Here is a 19,743-nt window from a genome sequence, read left to right as displayed (position 1 = left end):
AAAATGAAAAGAATTTTACCATTAATGATCGGATTTATGATCAGTTTTAGTGCTATGGCACAAACTAGTCGTGATATTGGTGGGGTGGTAAAAGATACGAGTGGGACTAGCATAATTGCAGCTACCGTTAAGTATATTGTTGGGAAGGATACCCTTTTTACACGTACAGACTTAGATGGGAAATTCAATTTCAAGAATGTTAAATCATCTACTTTCTTAATTACCGTTTCTAGCTTAGGCTATCAAGCAATAAACAAAAAGTTCTTTTTTAATGATGGAGCGAGTCCGCTAACACTTGAGCCATTTGTTTTAAAATCTGAAAACAGAATGCTTAGTGAAGTAGTCATTTCTGGAACCGGATCAATTACAATAAAGGAAGATACTATAAGTTATAAAGCAGCCGATTATGCCTTACGTGAAAATGCTTTAGCAGAAGATTTATTAAAGAGATTACCTGGTGTTGAGGTAGATAAGGATGGAAATGTTACCGCACAAGGTAAAGCAATTACAAGGGTTAGGGTTAATGGTAAGGATTTCTTTGGAGGCGATGTTAAAACAGCTACGCAACAATTGCCTGCAAACATACTTGAGTCGGCACAAATAATTGACGATTATGGTGATCAGGCAAACTTAACTGGTATCAGAAATGGTGATCCAGAGAAGATTTTAAACTTTACAATCCGAGCAGATAAAAACAAAGGTTATTTTGCTAGAGGAACAATTGGTGGTGGTGATAAAGATCGTTACCAAGGCTCAATAACAGCAAATACCTATAATAATAGTGAGCAATTTTCTGTTATTGGAAACCTTAACAATACCAATAGCTCAGTCTTTAGTTTTGGTGGTGGTGGCGGATTTGGTGGTGGCGGCGGTGGCGCACGTGTTCAAAGTGTAGGTGGTGGCGGTGGCGGTGGCACACGTTTCACCGGTGGTGGTGGCGGCGGTGGCGGCTTTACTGGTGGTGGTAACGATGGTTTAACAAATGTTGGATCAATCGGTTTAAACTATCGTAAAGATTATGGCACAAAGCTTAGCTCTTATGGTAATTATAGTTATTCTAACCGCGATAACAATGTGTTTAGTAATCAATTACAGCAAAATAATTTCCAAAATTCACTAATTTCAACTGATCAGAGTTCAACAAAAAACACAGTAAATGATAATCACCGTTTCGGTTGGAACCTTGAATACAAGCCAGATAGCATGAACTTCATTAAGTTCAGTCCTACGTTTAGTTACAGTTCAACAACAGATTTGGGAAGCTCAAACTATATTCAGCAAGACAATAACAGATTAGCATCTGATGGTTTATCCAATAACAATACCGCTTCAAAAAATCCAAATTTTGGAGCTAACATCTTGTTCAATCATCGCTTAAAGAAAAAGGGTAGAAATATTTCTTTGTTAGTAGCTGCAAATAATTCAAGAACTGAACAAGAAGATGATCAAATAACAGATTATATTAATTATATCGTATCTGGAGTTAGTACGCCTGTTTATAGAAATCAGGAATTGTATGATAATAATAGGAATTCGAATATCAACGCGAATCTATCCTACAATGAGCCACTAAGTGCAACAGCAAACATAGAATTTAACTATAATCACAGTACAACAAATTATAAAACTGACCGTGATACTTATGATATTAGCAATGTTGGCGTTTCAACATTCAATACTACGCTAAGTAATGAATTTAATTATTCGTTCAGTACAAATAGATTTGGTGTAAATTATCGCGTTAACCAAAAGAAATATAATTATTCATTCGGTTTAAGCGCGCAACCCAATGTATTGGCAGGAAATTCTGTGGTCATGGGAGTAAAAACACCTAATCGTAATACAGGTTTTAACATAATTCCATCAGCTAGATATTCATATAATTTCTCAAGAACGAAAGCATTTAATGCAAATTATTTCGGAAGAGCGAATGAGCCAACATACATTCAGTTGCAACCAACGCCAGATATTTCTAACCCACAATATCCAGTTTATGGAAACCCAAATTTAAGTGCTGAGTTTTCGCATATCTTGAACTTTAGATACAATAATTTCAATTTTAACTCGGGTGATGTATTATTCATCAATTTATCAGGAAATCTTACTGAGAATAGGATTGTGTCTAACATTGTACGTAAGATGGATCCTGTTGTGGGTTTAGTACAAGAATCAAGATATTTAAACACGAACGGGTTTTTTAGTGTTAATTCTTTTTATAACTATTCTAAGCCTTTTCAAGAGAAAAAGTATGTGTTTTCAATCAATGGTTCAGCAAACTATATCAATAATATATCCTTCACAGATAATGTAAAAAACACTGGTAAAAACTGGATTTTTTCTCAAGGATTAAACTTGCAAATCAATCCAAACAAGAACTTAGAGTTTAACCCAGGATTGAGATATAGCTATAATACCAATACCAATGATGCAATCACAAACAATAATACCGAAGTTTCAACTTATGCTTTGAACTTTAATAGTAAGGTATTTTTCCTAAAATCATGGTTAGTAGGTTCTGATTTAAGTAAATCATTCAACAATGGATACAGCAGCTCATTAGCAGTTAATCCATTCATTATCAATACTTATTTAGAGAAGCAATTTTTCAAGGATAAGCGTGCATCACTTCGCTTACAAGCTTTTGATTTACTAAATGAAAATACTAGTGTGTCACGTTCAGTTACTGGTAACGTAATTACTGATAGTCAAAGTAATCGTTTGGCAAGATATGTAATGCTAAGTTTCACAATGAGAATTCAAAAATTTAGTGGAAAGCAACCGGAGCAACAACAGCAAATGATGGGGCCAGGCATGTACAACAGAGGCGGAAGCGGCATGGAAAGAAGCTATAATTAAACCTATTTTTTAAACAAAAAAGCCGCTTCTGAAAAGAAAGCGGCTTTTTTGTTTTACAGCTTACCGTTCCAATTAATCGATATTTATTATCTTAGAATAAATAATTTCCAAATTGAAATAATACTCACCTAAATTGTTTTAAAATATTATCAATGAAAAGTATTCTGTCCTTTTGCATGATCTGTATCCTTTTTTTAAATAATGAGATTCAAGCTCAAGGGCTAAATTTTATTTACAAGAGTGGCGAAAATGGCTATAAATCCTTCCGAATTCCAGCAATAGTAAACACTAATAATGGTACTTTATTAGCTTTCGCGGAAGCAAGAAAAAATGGTGCGAGCGATAAAGGAGATATTGATTTAGTGCTTAAAAGATCAACGGATAATGGCTTAAGCTGGTCGGAAATGATGATTGTTTGGGATGATGCCGATAATACTTGCGGAAACCCTGCTCCTGTAGTTGATCATAAAACGGGTCGTATTGTTTTACTTTCAACATGGAACCTTGGTAGCGATAGTGAGCAAATGATTATTGATGGGAAAAGTGTAGATACCCGCAGAATTTTTGTTTTGAACTCATCTGATGATGGGAAAAGCTGGTCGAAACCTAAAGAAATTACAACAGATGTTAAAAAACCTAACTGGACTTGGTATGCCACCGGGCCGGTAAATGGGATACAATTGACTTCTAAAAAATATAATGGCCGCCTAGTTATTCCTAGCGATCATATTGAGGCGGGAACAAAGAAATACTATTCACACAGCATCCACTCTGATGATGGCGGATTTACATGGAAACTCGGAGGCCGCACTCCAACAGATCAAGTAAATGAATGCACAGTAGTGGAACTACCATCAGGTGAGCTCTTACTTAATATGCGGAATTATAATTCACTACGAGTTAGGCAAACATCACGCAGCAAAGATGGTGGTGAAACCTGGTCGGCACTAAAACCAGATTTAACACTCATTGAACCTATTTGTCAGGCAAGCATGATATGGTATGATAAGAAAGGTAGAAAACCCTTTTTAGCCTTCTCCAATCCGGCAAGTAGTAATTCTAGAAGCAATATGACCGTTAGAATTTCTTATGATAAGGGTAAAACATGGAATCTGAAAAATGTGCTTCATGAAGGGCCAGCCGCTTACTCGAACTTAGTAGTACTCCCTAATTCAAATCTTGCTTGTTTTTATGAAGCAGGAATAAAGTCAGCTAATGAGGGTATCGTTTTTCAGGAATTAGATTTCAAAGACTTTAAATAATTTGGCTTTTAAAATTAAAGCTCATAAATAACATAGATTAATATTTCAAAGCAATGAGTACAAAAAACCTCCTAACAAGAATTTCAATCCTAGTACCTATTATTTGTTTATTGATACCTAGTTTCGCATCGGCACAAACAAAAACACAGCAATTTAATCCTTTGCCAAAACAGTGGGATGAAGCCATACCACAAGGAAATGGGATGCTTGGGACACTTATTTGGGAAAAGAACGATGTTTTACGCTTTGCTTTAGATCGCGCTGATCTTTGGGATAGCAGGCCGATGAAAGGGCTTCACCGTGATGAATTTAGTTATCAATGGGTTGTGAATCAAAGACTTAAAAACGATTATAAACCTGTACAACAGTATTTTGACCACCCTTATGATCGGGAGCCAGCGCCTACTAAAATTCCGGGAGCTGCACTTGAATTTAAATTCTTAAAAGGACTTGAACTTGCAGATGCACATTTAAACCTTGATGAAGCCATTTCAGAAATTAGCTGGAAAAATGGTACTCGCTTAAGCTCCTTTGTGCATGCCGAAAAACCATTAGGATGGTTCAAGTTTGAAAATTTGAGTTCTGATTTCGATGTTGAATTAATTCCACCAACGTACCAAAATGCAGTAAAAAATAGTGGTGATCCAGTTGGAGGCGATGATTTAGGACGCTTGGGTTATGAACAAGGTACGCTAAGTAAAGGAAATAATACCCTAATTTATAAGCAAAAGGGCTGGGGTGAATTCTCCTATGAAGTGATTGTTTCCTGGAAAAAAGTAGATTCAAAAACAATTGAAGGCATTTGGACCATACGAAGTAATCCGGATGCATTTAACAGCAATCTTGATCAAAAATCTTTAGATGAAATGCTTAAATCGGGGTTTGAACAGCATAAAAAAAGACATTTAGATTGGTGGTCCAAGTTTTGGGCTAAATCCAATTTACAGGTGCCAGACCCAATATTACAGCATCAATGGGAAATGGAGCAATATAAATTTGGCTCAAGCGCTCGAGAAAATACGCCACCAATTTCGCTACAAGCTGTTTGGTCGGCAGATAATGGCCGCATACCACCTTGGAAAGGAGATTTTCATCATGATTTAAACACCCAGCTCAGTTATTGGCCATCCTACAGCGCAAACCATTTGGATGAGGCAATGGGTTACCTGAATCACTTTGAAACGAATAAGGAGAATTATAAACGCTATACCAAGCAATTTTTTGGGAAAGAGGGAATTGCAGTACCTGGTGTAACCACATTGGATGGAACTGAAATGGGGGGTTGGATCCAATACTCACTTTCTCCAACCGTTTCGGCATGGATTTCACAGCACTACTATTTACAATGGCGTTATAGTATGGATAAGAAATTTCTAAAAGAAAAGGCCTATCCTTGGATAAAATCGACAGCCCAATTTTTAGAACAAATTTCTGTTTTAGATGCAGAAACAGGCAAAAGGAAACTCGTGATCAGCTCTAGCCCAGAAATTAACGATAATGACATCAGCGCCTGGTTCACCAAAACTAGCAATTACGATTTATCATTAATGCAATACAATTTTAAGGTCGCTGCAGAGCTAGCCAATGAGCTAAATTTAAAGGAAGATGCCAAACATTGGCAAGAAATGTACGCTCAATTGCCTGAATTAGCACTTTCCGAAAAGAAAGAATTAATGGTTACGCCCGACTTTCCATATTCCTCTTCACATCGTCATTTTTCGCACATGATGGCTATTCACCCTTTGGGATTAGTCAAGTGGGAAGACTCGGAAACATCTAAAGAAATCATTCAATCTAGTATCAAGCTTTTAGATAACATAGGGCCAAAAGGCTGGGTGGGATATTCCTATTCATGGTTGGGAAATTTGAAAGCAAGAGCAAAAGATGGAGAAGGTGCGGCAAAGGCTCTAACCATTTTTGCAAAAGCATTTTGCTCAAGCAATAGCTTCCACGTAAATGGCGACCAGACAAAATCTGGCTATTCGGATGCTCATTACAGACCATTTACCTTGGAAGGAAATTTTGCTTTTGCCTCAGGATTACAAGAAATGTTAATGCAATCACATGCAGGTTTTCTGGAGATTTTTCCTGCTATTCCAGCTAGCTGGGATAATGTTTCATTCCAAACTTTACGTGCAGAAGGAGCTTTTTTAGTAAGTGCTGAAAAGGAAAATGGAAAATTAAAAAGCTTAAAAATTCAGTCCGAAAAAGGTGGAAATCTTAAAATAAAAGCTAATTGGGGGAAATATGAATACAAAAATACCTCGAAATTAAAGGTGAAGGATTTAGGTGATGGATTAATTGAGATCGAGTTTAAGGAGAATAGCGCGGTGGAGTTTTGGGGGGTATAAAAAATAAAGGTAGAGGGATTAATTCCTTCTACCTTTCAAATTACAATTTACTGATGATTTTTATTTTAACTGCGAAAAATCCATCCCTTGCATATAAACCGCATCTACTTTTTCTACTAGTTTGCCATTCAATTCAGATTCGGTACTTGCTTTAATCCATTCTGGGTCTTTACGGAAGTTGAGCCAAGATAATTTGGCTGAGGCTTCATTTTTGTGAGAGAGGAAGTAAAGTAATTTAGGTTGAACGGAAGGATCAGTCTCTATGGTAGTGAAATAGATAATATTTTTCATCCCATTATTCTTAAATATATTCATGGTATGGTCTCTAAAACGAGCTTCAAGATTTGGCAATTTTTCTGGCTTTGCGGTGTAAACGCGCATCTCAAAAGTGTTTTGTTCACCAGCTTTTGAAGCTTTAAACTTAGGACTATAGTCTGTGGTTTTTAAGAAATACGTTTCAGCTTTAGCCACCAATTTTCCATTCTCCTCCGACTTCCTAGCGGCTTCTTTCCATTCTGGATCAGCTGCAAAAGCTTTCCAAGATGCGTCTCTAGCCTCTTTATTGGGGTAAGACATTAAATAATAAAATGAATTATCGGAGTTTTTAGTGGGTACCCAATATCCTAATCCATCTATGCCATGTTTTTTAAATAATGGCACCGCATGGTCTCTAAATCTGGTAATTAAAGCATCCAATTTCCCAGGATTGCAATAATAAACTCTTAATTCATAATAGCGATCATCTGCTACATTTGCAAAGCCTAATTGACTTAGAAAAAGGAATAAAATTAATAGGTATTTTTTCATTTTAGGTTTTTCTTAATGAGAAAGAAATTTAGTTAAAAAATTGAATTTATTGGGAATAAAAAAGATAAAGCTATTTACAGCCTTACATTTTCTCTAATTCATCAAAATCAATTTCTGGCTTTACACCCATCGCCTCACGCTTAAATATCTGATCCATAGAGGTAAACTGATTGAAAAAACCAGCATTCTTCATGAAAAATTTATTCCCCATAAAACCTCCTGCATAATCTTTTCTGAAATTACCTCTAGCTGTTGCATCGGCAGTAAATTTAGCGCTTGTAAGTTCATGCCAAGTGCCTGTACTATCCATTATCCATTGATTTTGAAAATATCCCATACGAGTAACATTACCAGTGGTAGTTGCAAAATTCTCAAGAAATGAATAAAGATTAGTCAAATTAGTAGCTTTTTGAGGTCTTTTAAAACTTGCAATCAAAAACCATTTATTTTGAACTGGATCTTTAAAATATGCCGTATACTCAGTAGTTTTATCTTTAAAATCAGGCTTTACACCCAATAAAAAGGCATAACTTTGTTCAATCTTCCATGGGAAAACCATATAGCTTTGTCCACCGGAACCTTCATTCCCAAATTCACCTGTTTTTACTGTTGCACCCTTTTTTAACAAGACAATTTTCATGCTATCAGGAATACTTTTAGGATCATCGGTAACAAAGGGGCTCCAAACAGAAAACAATATTCTTCTTTCAGTTGGTGAGTTTACCTGCATGCCAAAATAACCCTCTCCAAAGCCATTAGCCATATAATAAGACCCAATTATATCATTTTTAACAGGAACTTTAATTTCATTATAAAACCATTTCACATCATTTTTAATGCTTGGCGGAATATCATATCGTAAATGAACTGATGGCCCTCTACGTCCAAAATGAAAAGAACTTCCATTTTTAACGTAAACCAAATCTTGATCTACTTTCTCACCACTAATAATCAAATCTGAAATTTCGGCAAATTGAGAATGAGTCTTTTTTAACCCTTGAATATCAATTTGTACGTGACCAGCAGTTTTAACTTCAATTTTTCCTATTGAAACTGTATCAAATGTGGAATTTGAAATTCCTTTATCAAATATCTTAGAGCCCGATTTAACTCTAATAAAACTTTCACCTTCTGGGACTCTTAAACGCAAAGAAATATTTAAAATTTGAGGAACAGATGCCCTGAAATAAATATTAGTAATTGCCTGTACATCAGTCCATTCAACGAGTCCCTTATCCTTTATTTTAGCTCCAGAGCCTACATAGGCATTACCACCTAAAGGAATAATTGCTTTAAATGTTTGTGCAGAAACACTTAAGCTAACAAACACCAAGAACGAGAATAATAATTGTCTTTTATTCATTTGAAATTATTTTTAAAAATTAAAACATACCAACTTCAGCAATAGCTGCAAAAGCTTGACCATCCCATGCAGATTTAGAAACTACTTTAAAATAACGAAAGGTACGTGACGTGTCAAAAGTGAAATACTGGTTACCATTAGTATTGGCTGCTGTAAAGTTCTTTATAGAAACAAAAGAAACACCATCAACACTTGATAATAATTCAAAATCCTTAATTGCACGTGAAAGACCACTTCTTTGAATTAAGGTAAAACCCTTAACGGTATTTGTAACTCCCATATCAACAACAAAATCATGCGGATAGCTAGTTGATGATCCGGTCCACTTAGAATGCCAATAGGTAGATCCATTCCCATCAATTAAGGTATTCGCTCTTCCGTTAATCGTCCCTTCCCCTGATGACTCTTCAGAGCTAAAAGAACTTATTTTCCATCCTTGCTTATTAATTTCGGGTTTAGTACTAAAATCAAGAATAGGAATACCCGCATTAAACAAGTAATTATAGCTTGTTTGTGTTACATGGCCATTTTCATGAACTAACTTTACTCTTAATTCATATTTAAGGCCATCTGTTTTTTCAATAAAATCCGAAAGGAGAAAGTCTATTTTAAATTCATTTGATCCAATTGGTTTGGATGTCCAAGTGATCGCATTATAATCTTTATTAGCACCTGTACCACCATCGGCAATTGTCTCAGGATCATTATAATACAGTATTTGTTTTACTGGTACTTCACTTGAAAATTTACCGCTAACATTGATAGCAGATGTACTGGAATTATAGCTAGCCTCAATTGATGTAATTCCGGCATTTACCTGAGCATAATATGCTTTAGTGTCTGCATTAAATACCTGATTTACATCTAATACAGCACAATCAGCGGCAGTTAAAAAGGTTGGCGTTTTACCTAAAGTATAATTACCTGCTCCCATTAAGGCCGTGCCTTTTACTGACATTTCACTTTTTTTAGCATGATTATGTGGCAAATTTAAAGCGTGACCAAGCTCATGAAACAAACCACCATACCATTTGGTAAATTCATATGTATCTGTTCCAAAATACTTATAATCAAAATTTGGGTAATCCAAGACATAACAACTTTTCCCAATTCCAAAATAAGGATTAACACCATCCATTGGAAGGGTGGAATTAGCATTTAAATATAAAGCTGGTAAAATAATCAGTGTATGATCGCTCGATTTCTCTGATGGATTAGCCGAAAAATAAGCGTTTATTTCTTGAAGAGCGTTATTATGTGTTTCTGCTTTATAATTTTCACGACTTAGCTTTCCTTTGATGGTTATAATTTTTACACGAGCATTTGCATCATCTTTTAATAAACCAAAGGTTTTTGAACCATATCCATTCCAATTCATCTGTTCGGCAAAGTATTTTTGCCCTGCAAGCATAATTTCACTAATTCTACGCTCATAATCTGCATAGGGACTTAAATCAGCAGGGACAAAATATACAACATTTAGATTACGGGCTTGATTGCTCGTATAAGTGATTGGTTTAATGGGCTCGGCAGGCTTAGCATCAGGCTGTTTTAAATCCTTTTTACATGCAAAATTTAAACAAACGACCAGTAGAAACAAAAAAACAGAATAAATATTTCTCAAAATTTAAAAAAATAAAAAAAGCCCAAATAGTTAAAATTTGGGCTTTTAGGTTAATCAAAAATAAAAATTATTTAACTGCAAAAACATCAATTTCAGACAAGAACGTGTGATTCGTGCCCACTCTTTGGGTTTCTAAAGCAGTAAGTTTTAAATAGCGATATGCTGTAGTAGATGACACTGGAAAATTCTGAAGATCATTTGAAATAGCGAAATTAAACTCGCCAAGGGAAGTAAAGGTTGTTCCATCATTACTAGCTTCAAGTTTGAATTTCTTCATACCAACTGCATTTGGAGTTGCTGCATAACGATTAGTAACACCAACCGAAATCATCTTAAGAGCAACTTTCATATCAATTAATACCCAGTGAGGATAAGGGGTTACGACAGAATAATCTGTATGCCAATACGTTAATCTATCTCCATCTAATAATCTTTGAGGTGATCCATTTGTACCTTCTGAAGTAGAAAAACTAGAAGCAGTTATTGTCCATGCTTTTTTATCAGCGGTAATTGCAGTTGACTCATCTTTAAATAATACTGCATCATTCTTATCACAAGCCGAAATTGCTAACAAAGCAAAGGCTAGTATCATGTAAGTTATTTTTTTCATTTTTTTCTTTATTTAAAGGTCTGTATTGAAAATTTCAATACAGACCAAGATAAATATTATGGATTTTGAACAAGCTTAGGGTTTTTGTCGATCTCATTTTGTGGAATAAATGCCACTACTTTGCTATCTCCTGGATCAACCGTTTGATTTGTTGAAGTTCCAGTACCTGGATAGTTTCTAACAACAGGTCTGTTGTTACGGAACAAATCGTAAGCACGGTGACCTTCAAATGCTAATTCTAAAGCACGCTCATCAAGAACCGCATCAAGAACTGTTTTACCCGCAGTAGTAAGTCCAGCAAGCGTAAGTGTAGGAATACCCGCTCTTGTACGAATACGATTTACATCATCAAGTGCTACCTGGTCATTTCCTGGAGTCTTAGCATTTGCTTCCGCTCTAATTAAGAACATCTCTGCTAATCTTAGGTATACTGGAGAACTCAAGTTTACAATACCTTCCTGAAGATTATATTTATTGATATAATACATCGGTACATTTGGCGTAATCTTATTATTTACTTTAACTACACCATTCTCTACCAAAGGACTCAAGAATTTCAATCTTACATCCTGTGGATTTAGCATATAGGTATCGTAAATTTTCTTTGAAGCATATAATTCTCCCCAACCACTAGCTGCTTGATTTAATGGATTACCACTTGCATCACCGCTAAAATACATAGAACCAATAGCGCTATAACCTCTATCTTCAGTTTTAATGTGTCTGATACAGAAAATAGTTTCCTTATTAGCATCAGGACTACTTCTGAAGTAATTTGGTAATTCTGAAGTAGTTAATAAACTATAACGACCAGAATTAATAACCTTATTTGCATATACTATTGCATTAGCATTATCGCCTGAGTACAGATAAACACGCGCTAAAAGAGCTTCAGCAACTTGCTTTGATGCAAAAGAATTACTCTTATTTTGAGTCATGAAATCAGCTGCCTTTAATAAATCAGCAATCACGAAATCGTAAACCTGCTTAACAGTACTTCTAGGTAATACTAATTTCTCATCATCAGTTAAACCATCTTTTAAAATAGGCACACCTAAATTAACTTCCGGACTTTGAGGGTAAGGTCTACCAAAAATTCGAACCAAATTAAAGTGAAGCATGGCTCTGATATATAGGTTTTCTCCTTTCAACTGCTTAGCATCAGCTCCTGCAGCATCTGGAATTGCCTCGATAACACGGTTTGCAGCACCAACAGAACGGTATGCACTAGCCCAAAAACTAGCTGCGTGACTAGATGTTTTAATCGGTGTGTATTTATAAATATTACTTAAATCATCCGACGAGTTTTGCCCTTGGGCAATTGCATCAGAAGGATATTCAGTAAAAAAATAGCCACTTCTAACATAAGCTGCATCTTTAAAAAGAGCATAAGTACCTATGGTTGCTGTTTCTATATCGGCAGGACTACTTAGTGCAGAACTCTCATCAATTGCTGTTGATGGTTCAAATGATTTTTCACAGGCTACATTGGCCAGGACAATCATTCCTGCCATAAGAGCTGTTGTTACATGTTTTATTTTCATCAGATTATAATTAATTGTTTGATTGAAAAATCTTGTATTTATTCATCTATTTAAATTAGAAGCTCATGTTGAAACCAAACACAACTTTCTTACTAATAGGATATTTAATAGAGGAAACACCATCTCCTAAAACTACTTCAGGATCTGTTCCTGAGAACTTGGTTAGAGTCCAAAGATTATCTCCACTTACGAATAATCTCGCTCTAGAAATTTTAGCTCTACCTAATATTTGCTTTGGCAAATCGTAACCTAAAGTTACGTTTCTCAAACGAATATAACTACCATCCTCCAAAAATCTAGTTGAGGTTGCATTTGAGTTATCTGCTCTACCATGAATTGGTTTTGGATGCGTAGCTAAATCACCTGGTTTTTCCCAACGATTCCAACCTTCAGCCAAATTCATTTGGTTATAACTTTCGTACAATCCATCGCTATCAAAGAAAAAGCGGCTATCATTATACACTTTGTTTCCATAAACAAAATTGAAGAAGGTATTCAAGCTAAAGCTTTTGTACTCAAAGTTATTGGCTATACCACCCGCAAACTTTGGAGCAGATGATTGTCCAACATACTGTCTAGTAGCCGAGTTATAATTACTGGTATAAGTCAAATATTCTTTGCCACCTGCATCTTTAACTCTATTCTCCCATAATGGTGCTCCAGTTGTTGGATTCACACCCGACCAAACTGGCATAAACCACTCATCCATATCGCGACCCACAGCAATTGGTTGTCTAGCTCCTGTACTAACTTCGGTACGACCAGCATTAACTTCCAAAACCTTGTTACGGTTAAACGCAATGTTAAAATTAGTTTCCCACTTTAAGGTTTTCACTAGGTTTCTACTAGTTAAACTCAATTCTAGACCGCGGTTACGAACATTTCCAACATTTTCAAAAACACCACTATAACCAGAAGTTGCTGGAAGAGGTCTGAAAAACAATAATGAAGCTGCTTCTTTTTGATATAAATCAACGTTTAAATCAATTCGATTAAATAATCCTAATTCAAAACCAATGTTTGCAGATTTCGACTTTTCCCATGTTAAATCTGGATTAGCTTTCTGACTTGGCGCTGCTCCAGGCAAACCTGCATAACTAGCACCAGAAGAGATAGAATATAATCCTAAGGCAGCGTAATATCCAATACCCTCAGCATTACCTGTAGTACCGTAGCTACCACGAACTTTCAAGAAAGTAATTGGCTTTATATTTTCCATAAAGCTTTCCTTACTCACAATCCATGAAGCACCTAACTGATAGAAATTACCTCTTGGATTATTTGTACCGAATCTTGAAGAATATTCATTTACATAAGATGCTACAGCAAAGTATTTCTCTCTAAATCCATAGTCTACTTGACCTAAATATTTACTGAATTGATATCCGTCTCTACCACCAGAAGGGTTGGTAACAATATCAGTTGCAGTACTAAATGCATCTCTACCAGCTGGTAGATTTTTAACATTGGCAGAAAAATTATCATTGTAACCCTCTTCAACTTCAGCAACGGCCAATACTCCAACACTATGATTACCAAAAGTGTTTGAATATCTTAAACGATTTGATGTTAAGAAAGAGTTAGAATAACTAGCTGATGCAGAAGCTGTACCATTATTGGTAGCACCACCTTTAGATCTTTTATCATTAAAACTATCTGATCTATAGTTATTCAATCTTCCTCTGTTATTTGTTGAGAAAGTTAAATTTTTAGTGATATTATAATCAAGGTTAATATCCGCATTTACGTTAAAGCTTCTTGCACCTGATGTATTATATTGGAGTGTGTGCAAAAAGTTATCGCGATCTCTTCCATACCAAGTTCCAAATCTTGGATCAATCGGACTTCCAGTTGCATCATAAGCCGCATCGAAAGGTAAATTTACATAGGCATTATATAATGTACCCGTCGGATTATACGTGTCTTTATTAAAAATACCATTCAATAAAACACCCAATTTTAATTTATCAGAAAGTTTCTGAGTTAAATTAGAACGGAAGTTATATCCAGTTTTACTGTCTACAATTTGAGTTCCTTCTTCTTTATAATAGTTCCCAGAAACATAAAACTGCGTTTTTTCACTACCTCCAGAAGCAGACAGTTGATGACTATTTACCATGCCTTGACGGAAAGCTAAATCCCACCAGTCAGTATCATTGTTTTTACGCTCAGGAGTTAAACCAGAATAAAACTTTGATTGATAATCATAAAGCTCAGCTGTATTCATGAGTTTAAAATTACCAGTATTAGGATTACTTAAACCAACACTAGTATTGAAATCCATTACAGTAGTTCCAGCTTTTCCAGTCTTAGTAGTAATAATAATTACCCCATTGGCAGCTCTTGAACCGTACAAACCTGTAGCGGCAGCATCTTTCAAAATAGTAATGGTTTCAATATCCGTAGGATTGTATGTACCACCAATATTTCCATCAACTACAATTAGCGGACTAGTACTAGCATTGATACTACCAGCACCTCTAATTACAATGGTTGAACCTGAAGTTGGTGAACCAGAACCTGTTGATACTAATACACCGGCAGCCTTACCTTGTAATAAGCTGGAAACTTCGTTCGAAGTAACATCTCTTAATTTTTCACCACTCACCACAGAAACCGAGCTGGAAATCTGTTCTAGCTTTTTAGATGAATAACCTACCACAACTACTTCGCCCAATCCAGTCGCGCTAGATTTCATGGTAATGTCAATCTGGTTAGAATTACCAACCACTCTTTCAATGGTTTCATAACCGATATAGGTTATCTGAAGTACATCTGTTGAGGATGCCATTATCTTGAACTTTCCATCAAGATCTGTTGTTGTACCAACATTGCTGTTTTTGATTTTAATCGAAACCCCAATTAAGGTTTCTTTTGATTCGTCTCTAACCGTTCCAGTAATTTGTCGGCTAGCTTGTGCAAACACATCAGCGCTATTCAAAAATAGCAATGATAGTAGCAGAACCAGTTTAAATACTCCAAGCATTCTTACTGAAGAAAGAATTTTGCTTGTAAAAGTACTTTCAAAGACATTTTTTGTGTAAATCTTCGTCATAATTTGTCTGTTTAGTTAATTAAGATAACCAATACCCTATTGGTAAATCAATAACATGAAGCTACTATTAGTTAAAACAAGACAAAGAATTTTTTTTACTTTATTATTACACAAACGTTTGATTTAATTCAATTTCCATAAAACAAAATCAATCAATGATTGTATGTCAAAAATAATCATTTCGAAAAAATAGCCAATTATAAGCTTTAAAGTAGTTTGAGCTTTATTTCAAAATATTAAAAAATCGAAAATTTAATCATTATAGTCTCTACTCAATAAATAAATATTTTTCTTTTAAATAAAGCTCCATTAAGTTTAAAATAAAGCTTAAATCAAGCCTGCTTTATTAATTGTTTACGCAAACGTTTGCAACGTTTGAAAAATGAAAAAAAAAGCCCTTGCGTTTACAAGGGCCTTGATGATTTAAAGTTTAGGCTTGCTGTTATAATCCGCTATCATCTAAAGCAAACACGTTTTTACGCGACTTCCATTTACCTCTTGTAAAATCAGGAAACTCCTGAGGCTTATTTCCTTCCTCCAATGATTTTGTTGAAAGCGGTAATATAACACTCATTGTAACAGAGTCGTAAACATCAATTGGTGGAGTTTTCTTCTGTTTTATTGCCTCAATAAATCCATTGAATACAAACCAATCCATGCCACCATGACCAGCACCTAATGCTTCTTTTTCGTATTTTTTCCAAAGTGGATGATCGTATTTCTCTAGCCAAATTTTAGCCTCATCCCAAGCATGAGCCTTGCTTACCCCTTCAACATGAATAGATTTATTTACATCCATCCATAAACCTTTGGTTCCTTGGACTCTAAAGCCCAATGAATAAGGTCTTGGTAAATGAGTATCATGAGTAAGCATAACTGTCTCGCCATTAGCACAATTCATCATTGTTTGGGTAATATCCCCATTCTTATAGTTAATTTTTGCATTGGGATGTCCTGGAGATTCCTTTTCTACATAAGCTGCCAATCCTCTAGCCTTTGAGCTGAAAGAAACTAGATTTGTGAAACGGTTCCCACGATTGATGTCAAAATATTGCATCACCGGTCCCGCACCATGCGTAGGATATAAATCGCCATCCTGATCAACATTAAATTGTGTTCGCCATTGTGCTTCACTCAAGGCATTGGGGCCAAACTCTACTCCACCTCCATAAATTTGCTTTCCATTATTGAAAAGAACATTTCTAAGGTCATGTTGATATCCCCCTTCCGCATGAAGCATCTCACCAAACACGCCCTGACGAACCATATTTAAAACAGCCATCACGTCTCTTCTATAGCATACATTTTCAAGTGTGCTATAATGCATACCCGTTTTCTCAGAAGTGTTAACTACATCCCAATGCTCTTTAACACTCAAACCTGCAATTACTTCGCAACCAACATGTTTGCCGGCAAGCATTGAATCTACTGCTTGAATATGATGATATTGCCAAGGTGTGGCAATAATTACTGCATCAATATCATTACGTTCTAAAAGGCGCTTGTAAGCATCTAATCCGCCTGTATATTCTTTTGCAGCTGGTCTACCCGATTTAGCAATTTCGGTTCTACAAATATTTAAAGAACGCTCCTGAATATCACAAATGGCAATAATTTCTGTATCGTCTCTTAAAATTGCTTCTGAGATATGACTCATACCTCGAGCCCCAACTCCAATAAATCCTAACCTAACCTTAGTTCCAGATTTAGCAAATAGAGTGCCTGAAGGCAATATTGTAAATCCCGCAGCAGCAATGGCTCCAGTTTTAAGAAAATCTTTTCTATTCATACGTTTATTTAGTTATATATTTTCTACTCTTCTGATAAGCATTTAATTTATTCTAGTTTATGAAAGTAATTATATATTTCACCTTCAATACAACTTTGTATATTAAAAATATACACAAACGTTTGATTTGACAATTTAAGAGCTATAAATTTTATTTATAATAGTTATTTTAGTTTTTTATATTTAAACATGCAATCCAAACCCCCAACAATTAAAGAAATAGCTCGTTTGCTGAATTTATCTGTTTCTACTATTTCAAGAGCGCTACATGATCATAGAAGTATTGGTTTAGCAACCAGAAAAAAAGTTAAAGATTTGGCAGCCAAATTGCATTATGAACCAAACCAAACAGCCGTTTTTCTACAACAGGGTAAAACAAAAACTATAGGCGTAATTCTTCCAGAACTTGCAGAAGATTTTTTCTCAACCGCCGTCAATGCCATTGAAGATATTGCATACGAACAAAGTTATACCGTATTGTTAGCTCAATCTCATGATGATGAAGAAAGAGAAAAGCAACTGGTCGAAAAAATGAAAAACCACCGTGTTGATGGTCTATTAATCTCAGTGGCAAAAAATACAAGCAACTATGAACATTTTGAACTATTAAAAAGATATAATATCCCAGTAGTATTCTTCGACCGTATTCCTACTTTAAAAAATATCCATTATGTAGCATGTAATATGGAAACTGGTACCATTCAGGCATTAAATTATTTAATAAAAAAAGGACACCGTGCAATTGGACTAATAAATGGCCCTGTAAAGATGTATGCAAGTACTGAACGTCGCGATGGATATATAAACGCCCTACTTAAAAGCAGACTCAAATTTGATCCTTCATTAGTAATTAATTGTGATTTAACTAAAAAAGATGTTGAATTGGCAATGGATAAAATTCTCAAAAATAAGAGGAAAGTAACGGCAGTGGTAACTTTTAACGACTACGTAGCATTATATGCAATTAATTATTTGCGTCATAATAATATGAACTTATCAGAGGAAATCGTTTTTGTAAGTTACTCAAACTTACCCCTCATACAATATATGCATCACGTTCCAGTGGCTTCCGTAGAGCAGTATCCTTATAAACAAGGACAAAAAGCAACCGAAATTCTCCTCAATATATTAAAACAAAAAGATGATGAAAGTTCCGAAAATGAAGCCTTTTATAAAGTTATAATAGAATCTAACCTGATTGAGAATTCTAAATAATTAAATCCAAACCACAATATTTTTAGAATAATTGATGATCATATGTGATTACATTATTTTTTTATATATTAAAATTACTGATAACAAATGTTTTAATAAATTAATAATATTTACCCCTAATTATAGAAATTATAAAAGAAAGCCAAAAAGCAGTAATAAACACTAAAAAATAAGTATTTTTTGCTTTTTAGATAAATTTAATTAGTTTGTATTTTGATATACGAAATAAAGCTTTTATGTTTAACCGAAAAATGAATTAATTATTCATTGAAAAATAATTTTGTTCACTCTTTTAATTATAATCAAATTTCGGAAAATGATTACCAAAACAACAAAGCTGATTCTTACTTTGATATTATCAATCGGAATCTTCAGCACCCAATTGTTTGCTCAAACTACCATTCGAGGAACAGTAAAATCGGGCACAACTAGCCAAAAAATCGACGGTGCAACCGTAACGGTAAAAGGCACAAAAAATGCTACCCAAACCAGTAATGGTGGCCAATTTAACATCACTGCGAAAGTAGGTGATCAATTACTGATCAGTTTCTTAGGCTATGAAACAGAAACAATTACTGTAGAAAATAGTACAGCCGAATTAAGTGTCCTTCTTTTCGAAGCTTCAAACACTTTAGATGATGTGGTTGTTGTAGGTTATGGTACACAAAGTAAATTGAGTTTAACAAGTGCCGTTTCTCAAATTAAGGGCGCAGACTTAGTTCGCAGACCTGTTTCTAATTTACAGCAAGCACTTCAGGGCCAGGCTCCGGGACTTACTGTATTAGATAGAGGTGGTGAACCAGGTAGAAGTTCAGCTACCCTAAGAGTAAGGGGTATCACCACTTTCTCTGGAAATAGCTCTGCAAATAGTTCTCCTTTGATTATTATCGATGGAGTTGAACAAACGCTATTCAATATTAACCCTGAAGATGTAGAAACAATTTCTGTTTTAAAAGATGCATCTTCTACTGCAATTTATGGATCTAGAGCTGCGAATGGTGTTATTTTAGTTACGACTAAGAGAGGTCAGTCTGGTAAAACACAAATTGCATATAATGGTTTTTATGCTATTCAAGAATCAACCAACAATCCAGAAAATATGGATTTAGAGCCATTTATGCGCTATCAACAATTAGCCTATGTAAATTCAGGAATCCCAATTGTACCACGTTATACGGATGCAAGTATTACTACCTGGATTAACGCAACTGATAGAGAACGTTATCCGCTACCAAATACCTGGTTTCAAACAGTTTTGAAAGCAGCT

12 protein-coding genes are annotated in these 19,743 nt (G+C 35.1%); 5 read left to right on the top strand and 7 right to left on the bottom strand.

Annotation, left to right across the window (positions count from 1 at the left end; all coding sequences use genetic code 11):
* Nucleotides 1–3: 3 nt before the first annotated feature.
* The 3 genes from ACIQ0D_RS01755 to ACIQ0D_RS01745 all read left to right on the top strand — a co-directional run bounded on the left by ACIQ0D_RS01755 (nucleotide 4) and on the right by ACIQ0D_RS01745 (nucleotide 6,469).
* On the top strand, nucleotides 4–2,856 hold the full coding sequence (locus ACIQ0D_RS01755; RefSeq protein ID WP_395802508.1) for an outer membrane beta-barrel protein: 2,853 nt from the start codon (nucleotides 4–6) through the stop codon (nucleotides 2,854–2,856).
* Between the two features lie 152 nt (nucleotides 2,857–3,008).
* Nucleotides 3,009–4,118, top strand: a complete 1,110-nt coding sequence (locus ACIQ0D_RS01750; protein ID WP_395802506.1) for an exo-alpha-sialidase — start codon at nucleotides 3,009–3,011, stop codon at nucleotides 4,116–4,118.
* 53 nt (nucleotides 4,119–4,171) lie between these two features.
* A complete protein-coding gene (locus ACIQ0D_RS01745) occupies nucleotides 4,172–6,469 on the top strand; it encodes a glycosyl hydrolase family 95 catalytic domain-containing protein (protein ID WP_395802504.1) in 2,298 nt (765 codons plus the stop codon).
* 60 nt (nucleotides 6,470–6,529) lie between these two features.
* Here ACIQ0D_RS01745 and ACIQ0D_RS01740 read toward each other — a convergent pair whose 3' ends face one another.
* From ACIQ0D_RS01740 to ACIQ0D_RS01710, 7 genes are all read right to left on the bottom strand, one after another.
* A complete protein-coding gene (locus ACIQ0D_RS01740; RefSeq protein ID WP_395802502.1) occupies nucleotides 6,530–7,276 on the bottom strand; it encodes an NIPSNAP family protein in 747 nt (248 codons plus the stop codon).
* A gap of 82 nt (nucleotides 7,277–7,358) precedes the next feature.
* Nucleotides 7,359–8,639 (bottom strand): DUF3472 domain-containing protein, encoded by a 1,281-nt coding sequence (locus ACIQ0D_RS01735; protein WP_395802500.1) that lies wholly within the window; start codon nucleotides 8,637–8,639, stop codon nucleotides 7,359–7,361.
* 19 nt (nucleotides 8,640–8,658) lie between these two features.
* Nucleotides 8,659–10,239 carry a discoidin domain-containing protein gene (locus tag ACIQ0D_RS01730; protein WP_395802498.1) on the bottom strand — a complete coding sequence of 527 codons (1,581 nt, stop codon included), beginning with the start codon at nucleotides 10,237–10,239 and terminating at the stop codon, nucleotides 8,659–8,661.
* Between the two features lie 91 nt (nucleotides 10,240–10,330).
* Nucleotides 10,331–10,873 carry a discoidin domain-containing protein gene (locus tag ACIQ0D_RS01725; RefSeq protein WP_395802496.1) on the bottom strand — a complete coding sequence of 181 codons (543 nt, stop codon included), beginning with the start codon at nucleotides 10,871–10,873 and terminating at the stop codon, nucleotides 10,331–10,333.
* Between the two features lie 56 nt (nucleotides 10,874–10,929).
* The gene (locus tag ACIQ0D_RS01720) at nucleotides 10,930–12,417 is read right to left on the bottom strand and encodes a RagB/SusD family nutrient uptake outer membrane protein (RefSeq protein ID WP_395802494.1); all 1,488 of its coding nucleotides are present in this window, start codon (nucleotides 12,415–12,417) and stop codon (nucleotides 10,930–10,932) included.
* A gap of 55 nt (nucleotides 12,418–12,472) precedes the next feature.
* On the bottom strand, nucleotides 12,473–15,472 hold the full coding sequence (locus ACIQ0D_RS01715) for a SusC/RagA family TonB-linked outer membrane protein (protein WP_395802492.1): 3,000 nt from the start codon (nucleotides 15,470–15,472) through the stop codon (nucleotides 12,473–12,475).
* A 442-nt stretch (nucleotides 15,473–15,914) separates the two neighbouring features.
* Nucleotides 15,915–17,261, bottom strand: coding sequence for a Gfo/Idh/MocA family protein (locus tag ACIQ0D_RS01710; RefSeq protein ID WP_395802490.1), 1,347 nt, complete (start codon nucleotides 17,259–17,261; stop codon nucleotides 15,915–15,917).
* A 189-nt stretch (nucleotides 17,262–17,450) separates the two neighbouring features.
* Between ACIQ0D_RS01710 and ACIQ0D_RS01705 the strand changes: the two genes are divergently transcribed.
* A complete protein-coding gene (locus tag ACIQ0D_RS01705; RefSeq protein WP_395802488.1) occupies nucleotides 17,451–18,476 on the top strand; it encodes a LacI family DNA-binding transcriptional regulator in 1,026 nt (341 codons plus the stop codon).
* Between the two features lie 316 nt (nucleotides 18,477–18,792).
* A partial coding sequence (locus tag ACIQ0D_RS01700; protein ID WP_395802486.1) for a TonB-dependent receptor plug domain-containing protein occupies nucleotides 18,793–19,743 on the top strand: 951 nt, incomplete at its 3' end.

It is taken from the genome of Daejeonella sp. (assembly GCF_044342615.1).
GTDB lineage: Bacteria > Bacteroidota > Bacteroidia > Sphingobacteriales > Sphingobacteriaceae > Daejeonella.
The sequence above is the reverse complement of the archived record's forward strand: the minus strand, read 5'-3'. Positions and strand labels throughout refer to the sequence as shown.

Coding starts and splice junctions, on each gene's coding strand:
- ACIQ0D_RS01755 (WP_395802508.1), top strand. CDS start 4: ATGAAAAGAATTTTACCATTAATGATCGGATTTATGATCAGTTTTAGT.
- ACIQ0D_RS01750 (WP_395802506.1), top strand. CDS start 3,009: ATGAAAAGTATTCTGTCCTTTTGCATGATCTGTATCCTTTTTTTAAAT.
- ACIQ0D_RS01745 (WP_395802504.1), top strand. CDS start 4,172: ATGAGTACAAAAAACCTCCTAACAAGAATTTCAATCCTAGTACCTATT.
- ACIQ0D_RS01740 (WP_395802502.1), bottom strand. CDS start 7,276: ATGAAAAAATACCTATTAATTTTATTCCTTTTTCTAAGTCAATTAGGC.
- ACIQ0D_RS01735 (WP_395802500.1), bottom strand. CDS start 8,639: ATGAATAAAAGACAATTATTATTCTCGTTCTTGGTGTTTGTTAGCTTA.
- ACIQ0D_RS01725 (WP_395802496.1), bottom strand. CDS start 10,873: ATGAAAAAAATAACTTACATGATACTAGCCTTTGCTTTGTTAGCAATT.
- ACIQ0D_RS01720 (WP_395802494.1), bottom strand. CDS start 12,417: ATGAAAATAAAACATGTAACAACAGCTCTTATGGCAGGAATGATTGTC.
- ACIQ0D_RS01715 (WP_395802492.1), bottom strand. CDS start 15,472: ATGACGAAGATTTACACAAAAAATGTCTTTGAAAGTACTTTTACAAGC.
- ACIQ0D_RS01710 (WP_395802490.1), bottom strand. CDS start 17,261: ATGAATAGAAAAGATTTTCTTAAAACTGGAGCCATTGCTGCTGCGGGA.
- ACIQ0D_RS01705 (WP_395802488.1), top strand. CDS start 17,451: ATGCAATCCAAACCCCCAACAATTAAAGAAATAGCTCGTTTGCTGAAT.